This is a genomic window from Streptomyces sparsus (assembly GCF_054776295.1).
The window spans coordinates 1-849 of the sequence record NZ_BAAHCA010001432.1; the positions used below are offsets into that span (position 1 = coordinate 1).

The following is an 849-nucleotide window of genomic DNA, read 5'->3' on the forward strand; positions in this document are numbered from 1 at the left end:
CCCGGCGACCCCGGGCGACGGCCGGTGCGGCAGCCGTGGTTAGGCTGCCGCGGTGAGCACCGACGGCAGCATCCTCCTCCTGTCCGGACCACCGGGCGCCGGCAAGACCACCGTGGCCCGACTGCTCGCCTCACTCCGGCCGAGCCCGTCGGTGCACCTGCACGCCGACGACTTCTGGGCGTGCGTCGTGCACGGCGGCGTGCCCGCCCACCGCCCGGAGGCGGACGCGCAGAACACCGTCGTGATCGGCGTGCTGGCCCGGGCCGCGGCCGGTTACGCGGCCGGCGGCTACCAGGTCGTGGTGGACGGCGTGATCGGCCCCTGGTTCCTGCCGCCCTTCCGGGAGGCCGCCGACGAGGCCGGGCTCCCGCTGCACTACGCCGTGCTCCGCCCGGACGAGCAGACCACGCTGGCCCGCGGTACGGCACGCCCCGACCACCCGCTGACCGAGCCCGGGCCGATCCGCCGGATGCACCGGCAGTTCACCGATCTGGGCCCCCTCGAACGCCATGTGCTGGACTCCTCGCGGCTGGACACCGAGGCCACCGTGGACGCCGTCCTGCTGGGCCTGACCGAGGACCGCTTCCGCCTCTGACCGCCCCGGTGTGCGCCGGTCCGCGCCGCCCGCGCCCGGGCTGGGGGCTGGGGCGTCAGGTGTCGCACTCCAGCTCCGTGCGGCACAGGCCGCAGCGGGCCCGCACCCGTCCCCGGACGGGCAGCCGGACGCGCTGGTGGCAGGTGGGGCAGTCGAAGACGACACGCAGCTGCGACCGGTTCTCGAAGGCGTACGGCCCGTCGCCGACCGGCCCCGACCCGCTCGGCAGCCGGTGCTGGGCCCACCGCCTGGCC

General features: G+C 76.7%; 1 protein-coding gene and 1 pseudogene. One reads left to right on the forward strand and one right to left on the reverse strand.

The window, feature by feature from the left end:
* The first annotated feature begins 52 nt into the window (after window positions 1–52).
* Window positions 53–595, forward strand: a complete 543-nt coding sequence (locus ACYVE9_RS28880; RefSeq protein WP_461030834.1) for an AAA family ATPase — start codon at window positions 53–55, stop codon at window positions 593–595.
* Between the two features lie 55 nt (window positions 596–650).
* Here the strand turns inward: ACYVE9_RS28880 and ACYVE9_RS28885 are convergent.
* Window positions 651–849, reverse strand: a pseudogene (locus ACYVE9_RS28885) (hypothetical protein); the annotation flags it as partial.